This is a genomic window from Acinetobacter sp. BIGb0102, assembly GCF_003815055.1.
Lineage (GTDB): Bacteria > Pseudomonadota > Gammaproteobacteria > Pseudomonadales > Moraxellaceae > Acinetobacter > Acinetobacter vivianii.
Window position 1 is genome coordinate 506,152 of sequence record NZ_RKQE01000012.1, and the last position, 7,589, is coordinate 513,740.

The 7,589-nt window shown below is 40.7% G+C and carries 8 protein-coding genes; all 8 read left to right on the forward strand.

Going from position 1 to position 7,589, the window contains the following annotated elements:
- Positions 1-2 precede the first annotated feature (2 nt).
- Positions 3-800, forward strand: coding sequence for a PaaX family transcriptional regulator C-terminal domain-containing protein (locus EC846_RS11215; RefSeq protein ID WP_123775210.1), 798 nt, complete (start codon positions 3-5; stop codon positions 798-800).
- A 126-nt stretch (positions 801-926) separates the two neighbouring features.
- On the forward strand, positions 927-1,910 hold the full coding sequence (locus tag EC846_RS11220) for a fatty acid desaturase family protein (protein ID WP_123775211.1): 984 nt from the start codon (positions 927-929) through the stop codon (positions 1,908-1,910).
- Positions 1,911-1,969: 59 nt separating this feature from the next.
- Positions 1,970-2,392, forward strand: a complete 423-nt coding sequence (locus EC846_RS11225; protein WP_047432677.1) for a PaaI family thioesterase — start codon at positions 1,970-1,972, stop codon at positions 2,390-2,392.
- Between the two features lie 153 nt (positions 2,393-2,545).
- Positions 2,546-3,538, forward strand: a complete 993-nt coding sequence (locus tag EC846_RS11230; protein ID WP_123775212.1) for a putative solute-binding protein — start codon at positions 2,546-2,548, stop codon at positions 3,536-3,538.
- A 175-nt stretch (positions 3,539-3,713) separates the two neighbouring features.
- Positions 3,714-4,490 (forward strand): tellurium resistance protein, encoded by a 777-nt coding sequence (locus EC846_RS11235; RefSeq protein ID WP_123775213.1) that lies wholly within the window; start codon positions 3,714-3,716, stop codon positions 4,488-4,490.
- 12 nt (positions 4,491-4,502) lie between these two features.
- Positions 4,503-5,627 (forward strand): toxic anion resistance protein, encoded by a 1,125-nt coding sequence (locus EC846_RS11240; protein WP_123775214.1) that lies wholly within the window; start codon positions 4,503-4,505, stop codon positions 5,625-5,627.
- A gap of 27 nt (positions 5,628-5,654) precedes the next feature.
- A complete protein-coding gene (locus EC846_RS11245; protein ID WP_123775215.1) occupies positions 5,655-6,569 on the forward strand; it encodes a hypothetical protein in 915 nt (304 codons plus the stop codon).
- A gap of 214 nt (positions 6,570-6,783) precedes the next feature.
- Positions 6,784-7,589, forward strand: an 806-nt coding sequence (locus EC846_RS11250) for a thioredoxin family protein (protein ID WP_123774090.1), incomplete at its 3' end; no start/stop codon positions are given.

Sequence of the window (7,589 nt, forward strand, 5' to 3'; positions counted from 1 at the left end):
AGATGACAATAGCTAAAATGAATGCCCGTGACTTAATTATTGATTTGCTTCTTGGGCTACAAGGTCGTGCGATTTCAATTAAGCAGATTATTGTTGCGGCAAGACTATTCGACATCAGTGAGAACAGCATTCGCGTAGCGGTTACTCGTTTATCGAGTGATGGCGTCATAGAAGCGATTGAGCGCGGCGTGTATCAGTTTACAGTGCAGTCGCATGAATGGGCTGATGTCATGTTGAATCGTAAACAAGGGATTAAACAGACCAAGCGCTGGAATCACCAATATCTGGCTGTATTTACGGGTGAGTTGGGACGTGTTGATCGTACTGCTTTAAATCGTCGGGAAAGAGCATTAAAACATTTTGGTTTTAAAGAGCTTGAACAGGGAATTTATATTCGTCCAGATAATCTGGCAATTGGCTTTGATCAGTTATTTTCAGAATTAAAATCTTCAGGTTTAGAAGAGACCGCAAAAATCTGCCAAATTAACCATTTTGATGCGACAACTTTAGCGAATTTGCCAAAACTCTGGACAACCCAGACCTTAAACCAGAATTATGAGAAATATTGTCAGATGATCCAGCAGTGGTTAGCGACTGTACCGCAACTTTCCTTAGAGGATGCTGCTCGAGAGTCGCTATTACTTGGACGACAAACGATTTCTTTATTGATGAATGATCCCTTATTGCCGGAAGATTTTGTCGATGTACAGCTCCGACAACAGTTTGCTGAAAGTGTACAACGACTCGATCAGACAGGTCTGGATGCATGGCGTAAATTCTATGAAAGTCATATTGAGTAAAGGTTGATTACAAATATTACAGATAATTTAATTTTAATTTATTGACAGAAATATTACTAAGTTTAAAATAAAAATATAAATTGTGTAGTTTTATAAAAATAGAACACATTCTGACAGGATAGAGAGATGAATACACGCGTTGCAATTAGTGACTTATTCAGTAGAGAGGAAATTACTGAACTCACCGCTAAATCAGATTTGCATGGCAGTTGGGCTGTGTTATCAACGTGGGCAGTCATTGGTGGGACTTTTGCTGCAGTAGCGAGCTCATGGGAATATTTACCTGCATGGGGTAAATTATTGATGTGTATTGCTGCATTGGTCATTTTGGCGGGACGTCAATTGGCACTGGCAATTATCATGCATGACGCATCTCATCAAAGTCTGTTTAAAACCAAATGGCTCAATGACACTTTAACTGACTGGTTATGTGCGCGTCCGATCTGGAATGATCTGCATAAATATCGTGCCCATCACATGCGTCATCATAGTAAAACCTCAACAGTGGATGATCCCGATTTATCGCTTGTGACAGGCTTTCCGACCTCTAAGAAATCTTTAATGCGTAAATTTATACGTGATGTATCCGGAGTGACTGGATTTAAATTTGCAGTTGGTCGTGTGCTGATGGATATTGAGAAAATGGAGTGGACGGTTTCTAATGATCGTCGCTGGATTTCTCAGGAAGGCAAACATTGGACTGATTATCCGAAAGCATTCCTAAAAAATAGTGGCGGGGCAATTGCCACCAATGCAGCGTTATTTTCAGCCCTATGGGCGGCAGGTCATTCTAAACTTTATGCATTGTGGGTTGTGGCATATTTAACACCATTTCCTTTATTTCTCAGAGTTCGTTCAATGGCAGAGCATGCAGGCATGGAGACCAGCAATAGTGCATTAACCAATACCCGTACCACCAAAGCAGGCTATCTTGCACGCGCTTTGGTTGCGCCGATTAATGTTAACTATCATAAAGAACATCATTTGATGGCTGCGGTACCTTATTTTAAACTGCCAAAAGTGCATCAAATGTTGCGTGAACGTGGACATGTCGGTGAACCGCCAAGCTATTGGCAGGTATTAAATGAGCTTTCGAGTCAGGCTGATTAGTTGGGAAACTCAAGCATTACATTTTAAGAAAGATATAACTGGAACAACAGGAATAATGCATGGCAGCAACAAAAGACGAAATTATGGGATTTTTGGCGCAGGAATTTCCGCAGGCGTTGATGAAAAGTACCATTGAAGAGATTACACCAAGAGGTGCACAGCTGCTTTATCGTGTTGATGCTGGAGACTTGCGGCCGGGACAGACGGTTTCAGGGCCGACTTTAATGCTGGTTGCAGATTACGTGCTGTATATTGCCATTCTGGGACATTTAGGTCTGGTCGCGATGGCCGTGACCACCAATATGACCATTAACTTTTTCCGTAAACCAAATGGCAATCGCGATATTCGAGCTGTCTGTAAGTTGATCAAAGTGGGTAAAACCTTAGTTACAGGCGAGGTCTGGTTGTATTCGCTGGATGATGAAGAACCTGTGGCACATGTCATTGGAACTTATGCGCTACCACAAAAACCAACGGATTAAATCTTAAAACCGAACAGATTAATCAGTTGATTTAAATCATCTACTCGGTTTTTATTGACTGCAAATCTATTAAAAAAATAAATCGCGTCATAGGATCATGCCGCTAAATCAGGTGAGATGAATAGATAATAAATCTTATCTGGGAAGAACGAGATGATAATTAAAAACGGTTTGATTACTTTGGCGTTACTTGGATTTGCAGTTGCGACTCAGGCCAAGCAAACAGTATGTGTATTTGATCCTGTGGGTAAATCGGGCGATGCTTTTGCATTGGCAAAGGACTATGCGCTTGAAGCCAAGAAGTGGGGTGCGGATATCGATTTACGTGCCTATGTTGATGAACGTGTTGCCGCAGAAGATTTGAAAGTTGGACAATGCGATGGTGCGATTATCAGTGGCTTACGGGGGCGACAGTTCAATAAATATGTCGGTTCTCTGGATGCAATTGGCGCATTAACCGATTTAAAAACGGCAATTTTAGCCTATCAAATTTTGTCAAAGCCGCAAGCTGCAAAAAGTATGATCAATGGGCCTTATGAAATTGCTGGGCTTGGCACGATTGGGCCTGCTTATCTGTTTGTTTCTGACCGCAGTATCAATACCTTAGCCAAGGCTGCGGGGAAGAAAGTCGGGGTGTTTGCCTATGACGAGGCACAACCGAAGCTGGTCGCTCAAGTCGGTGCCCAAGCAGTTTCTGTAGATGTGACCAATGCAGGTGCAAAATTTAATAACCATCAGATTGATATTGTCCCTGCACCGATTGTTGCCTATAAGCCGTTTGAGCTTTATAAAGGTCTGGGCGATAAAGGTGGAATCGTAAAATTTCCACTCACTCAAATTTCAGCAAATTTTATTATTCGCAAGGATAAGTTTCCAGCAGGATTTGGGCAAAAGTCACGTGAGTGGGTGGCAGGTCAACTTAGTCGTACTTTTAATATTATCGTCAAATATGAAAAGGAAATTCCTGCAAAATACTGGATGAATATTTCACCTGAAGAGCAGGTGAATTATATGAAAATGATGCGTGAGGCACGTATTTCACTGACTAAAGCAGGTATCTACGATCCCAAAATGATGAACTTTTTGAAGAAGGTTCGTTGTAAACAAAATCCAAATAGTTTTGAGTGTACACTGAATGATGAATAAATCATGAATCAGGCTCGGTATAACCCTCTTTATTGATTGTAATTTAGAGGGTTTTTGCTTTTTAATCTGGCAATAAATTTTAAAAAACATAACAACAATGCTGTATGCGAAAGTGCGAGAACATGCTACAAATAAACCTGTCCAAATTTATTTGTACCCACGATTTTTAACTTATATGACGATACCGCTCGACTTAATACCTTTATCGCAAATTGAGTCAAATCAAGAACATATTTTAGCGATCAAGCGTAATGATTTAGTGCCTTTATTAAACGATCCACATCGTTTAAATCATTATGCAGATCATTTGGTGCAAGCACAGAGTGTCCTGCTCAATGGCGTTGATCCAAAGCTGAATCAGCAACTGAGCGAAGTGATTAGCCAAATTATTCAGCAGCTTTCGGTTTCAAAAAAATATCTGGGTGGGCGTCGCTTCAATGCATTGCAAAAATGGTTGGGGATTGATGTCGAATACGATGCCGGGCAAGTCAAATATGTTAAAGATTTAGATCGCTTGATTAATGAAGCCAATCATCTTAGTCAGCGCTTACAGATCGAAATCCAGAAATCCCAATCACGTTTGCAGCAGGCATTGGGGTTGCGCGAGCAGATGGCAGCTTATATTCAGGCCGCAGATGAGTTTTTAAAAGAATATCCTCAATTTAGCAAACAGCAGGTGCTGGACCATTTTGTTGAGCGACTTTCGAAAAAAGTGAATACATTACAAACTTTGCAGAGTAGTAATGATATTGCGATGAAGCAAATGCAATTGTCCCAACATTTATCCTTTAGTCTTTTAGACCGTTTTAAAGAAGCGCAACAGGTCTTAATTCCTGCATGGCAATATCATTTGAAGCAAAGTCGTGAGTCCAGCTCATCGGCGACCATTGAGCAACTGGACAAGAGTCGAGAAAACTTGATTCAGAATTTGAAAAAATCATTACAGAAATAAGAGGGGAATATCATGTCAGATTCAGAACTTAGCAAAGTGTCTCATGAACTTGAACTCAAGCCTGAGCAACGTTTTGAGCAACTCAATCTAAAAGAATTGGGTTTACAGCCACAAGACCTTGCCGAAGTGATGGATGCCCATAAAGAGTTGGCAGAAATTAGCACGACTGTTGTGGCAGAGTACGGCAAAAATATTGCCAATAAGACCTCGACTTATACCGATGAGTTATTAAGTTTGGTGCAAAATAAAGATCTGGATAGCACGGGACAAAAACTCAATGAAGTGGTTCAGGTGGCCCAGCAACTCAATACTTCAAGTATCCTGAATAAATCAAAGAGCTCGGGTTTTTTTGGTGGCTTACTGAGCAAACTTAAGGGCGCCAAACAAAATTTTGACCAGCATTTTAATACCACCAAAGAACAAATTGATGTGTTGGTTAAGGAAATTGAAAGTTCGCAATCAGGTTTGAAGGCGCGTGTCGGCACGCTTGATAAAATGTTTGTTGCCGTACAGGATGAATATAAGCAGTTGGGTGTATACATTGCAGCAGGTCAATTGAAGCAGCAAGATATCCAGCAGCAGATTTCAGCTTTGACTTCTCAAGAGCAGGATCAGCAGATCACACAGCAGATTTATGACCTGAATCATTTGGCCAATAATCTCGAAAAGCGGGTGAGTGATTTACAGGTTTTACAACAGTCTGCCATGCAAACATTGCCAATGATCCGCATTATCCAGTCGAATAACCTGATGCTGGTCGATAAGTTCTATGCGATTAAAAATATCACTTTACCAGCTTGGAAAAATCAGATTAGTCTGGCGATTTCATTGCAAGAGCAGAAGAATAGCGTACAGCTTGCCAAAGCCATTGATGACACCACCAATGAGTTATTACGCCGTAATGCTGAGTTACTTCATCAAAACTCTGTTGATACGGCCAAAGCGAATCAGCGTTCAGTGATTGATGTGGAAACACTTGAACATGTTCAAAACACCCTCATTAAAACAGTAAACGATGTGATTCAGATCCAGAAAGAAGGCATGCAGAAACGTGCAGAAGCAACGACACGTTTACGTGCATTGCAGGATAGTTTGAATCATCTGGTGCTGGAGAATAGTCAGCCACCTCAATCTTGATACGATTAATTTTTGAAGGAAAGATCATTGTCACCGATAGACGATTTTAGTGTACAGCCGCTTGACCAGCGTTTAGATGTGTTAAAAAAACGTCAGCGCCATTTAATGATCTGGTTTTTTCTGACCAGTACTCTAGCGGTTGTTACCATTGCATCGCTCTTTTTTCAGAAAGAATTTATCTATCGTTTCTTTGATCTTTCCATGCAGGTTCAGGCGCTAGATTTGCCTTATCATGTACAGGAATTAATTCCTTTTAAACAGCCTGTCGATTATTTCTTTAATTTATTGTCATGGTTTGGCTGGCTGTTTTTAAAAATATTTGTCTCATTTCTTGGTGCTTTTTTTCTTGTGAGCTGGGCGAAGAAAATCAAGTTTTTTCAGCAGCGTTTTCAAGCATGGACACAGCGCTTTCTGGCATGGATTATTTCGTTTATCTTGCTTTGGTCTGGTTTGAGTTACATCCAGTATGACTGGAAAGATGAAACCAAACAGGCCTATCAGCAGTGGATGAGTTATCAAAATAATATTGTGGAAAGTCAGATTGCGCAGGATTTACAGCAAGCTGATATTTCTTCGACTGAAAAGGCATATGTCTTGGCGCAAGTGGCCTTATTGCATCAACCTGTTGATCGTAAAACCGCCAATATCTATGTGAACCAGCTGATTGATGCTGAAAAAAATGATCCGCTTTTGTTTAAAAAATACGATTTTAAACCTGAGCAGTTGTGGGTAATGCAGCAGCAACTTTATGGCAAAAGCATTACTGCACTTACACAACCGCTGGATGTACGTGCCCAGCAGGCTGAGCGTGTTTCCCATATTGTGACTGTCATTTTGTGGGGAATCGTTATATTGGTCTTGGTTTTAAGCGCAGTTTTATATGTGCTGGCCAAAAATTTGAAAAATCGTAGAAATCGAATCAGTCAAAAGCTTGATTATTAATGCATTTTTATGCTCATAACACACTGCAGCGGGTAGAGCCATTTACCCTTGAGCTAGCCCGCTCAAGATGTATCAGATAGTTTGATTTGTTTTTGATAGATTTATTCGATCAAAACAATAAAAACATACTGTTTTACCTATTTATAGTTTTTACGTACTATAGCCTCATTGAATGAATTTACTGATTTAAAAGTCTTAGGGTTTGGAGAAATACATGTTAGATCAAAATATTAAAACTCAATTAAAAGCTTATTTAGAACGTTTAGAAAGTCCGATCGAACTGGTTGCTGCTTTAGATGACTCGGATAAAGCAGAAAAAATCAAAGAACTGGTGACTGAAATTGCGGAACTTTCTGATCAGGTTACGGCGCGTTTTGACGGTTCAAACGCTCGCCGTCCTAGCTTTGGTGTAGCGAAAGCAGGTGAACAACCACGTGTGTTCTTTGCTGGCTTACCGATGGGACATGAGTTTACCTCTTTGATCTTGGCATTACTGCAAGTTTCTGGTTATGCACCGAAAGTGTCTGATGAAGTATTAACACAGATCAAAGGCTTAAACTTGACTGCAAACTTTGATGTGTTTGTTTCATTAAGCTGTCATAACTGTCCAGATGTAGTACAAGCGCTCAACTTGATCGCGATTAACAATCCCAATACCACAGCGACCATGATTGATGGTGCTTTCTTCCAGGATGAAGTGGAAGAACGCAAAATCTTGGCGGTACCAATGGTATTTCAGGACAATGAACATATCGGTCAAGGTCGTATGACTTTGGAAGAAATCGTTGCTAAGCTCGATACCAACTCTGCTGAGAAAGATGCAGCGGCAATCAATGCCAAAGATGCGTTTGATGTATTGGTGATTGGTGGTGGCCCAGCAGGTGGTACAGCAGCGATCTATGCAGCACGTAAAGGCATCAAAACCGGTATCGTGGCTGAACGCTTTGGCGGTCAGGTGATGGATACCATGGATATTGAAAACTTTACCACGGTGCAAAAAACAGTAGGCCCTAAGTTTGC

Excerpts from the sequence above, each read along its gene's own strand:
- EC846_RS11240 (WP_123775214.1), top strand. The coding sequence starts at position 4,503 with ATGTCAGATTCAGAACTTAGCAAAGTGTCTCATGAACTTGAACTCAAG.
- EC846_RS11225 (WP_047432677.1), top strand. The coding sequence starts at position 1,970 with ATGGCAGCAACAAAAGACGAAATTATGGGATTTTTGGCGCAGGAATTT.
- EC846_RS11230 (WP_123775212.1), top strand. The coding sequence starts at position 2,546 with ATGATAATTAAAAACGGTTTGATTACTTTGGCGTTACTTGGATTTGCA.
- EC846_RS11215 (WP_123775210.1), top strand. The coding sequence starts at position 3 with ATGACAATAGCTAAAATGAATGCCCGTGACTTAATTATTGATTTGCTT.
- EC846_RS11220 (WP_123775211.1), top strand. The coding sequence starts at position 927 with ATGAATACACGCGTTGCAATTAGTGACTTATTCAGTAGAGAGGAAATT.
- EC846_RS11235 (WP_123775213.1), top strand. The coding sequence starts at position 3,714 with ATGACGATACCGCTCGACTTAATACCTTTATCGCAAATTGAGTCAAAT.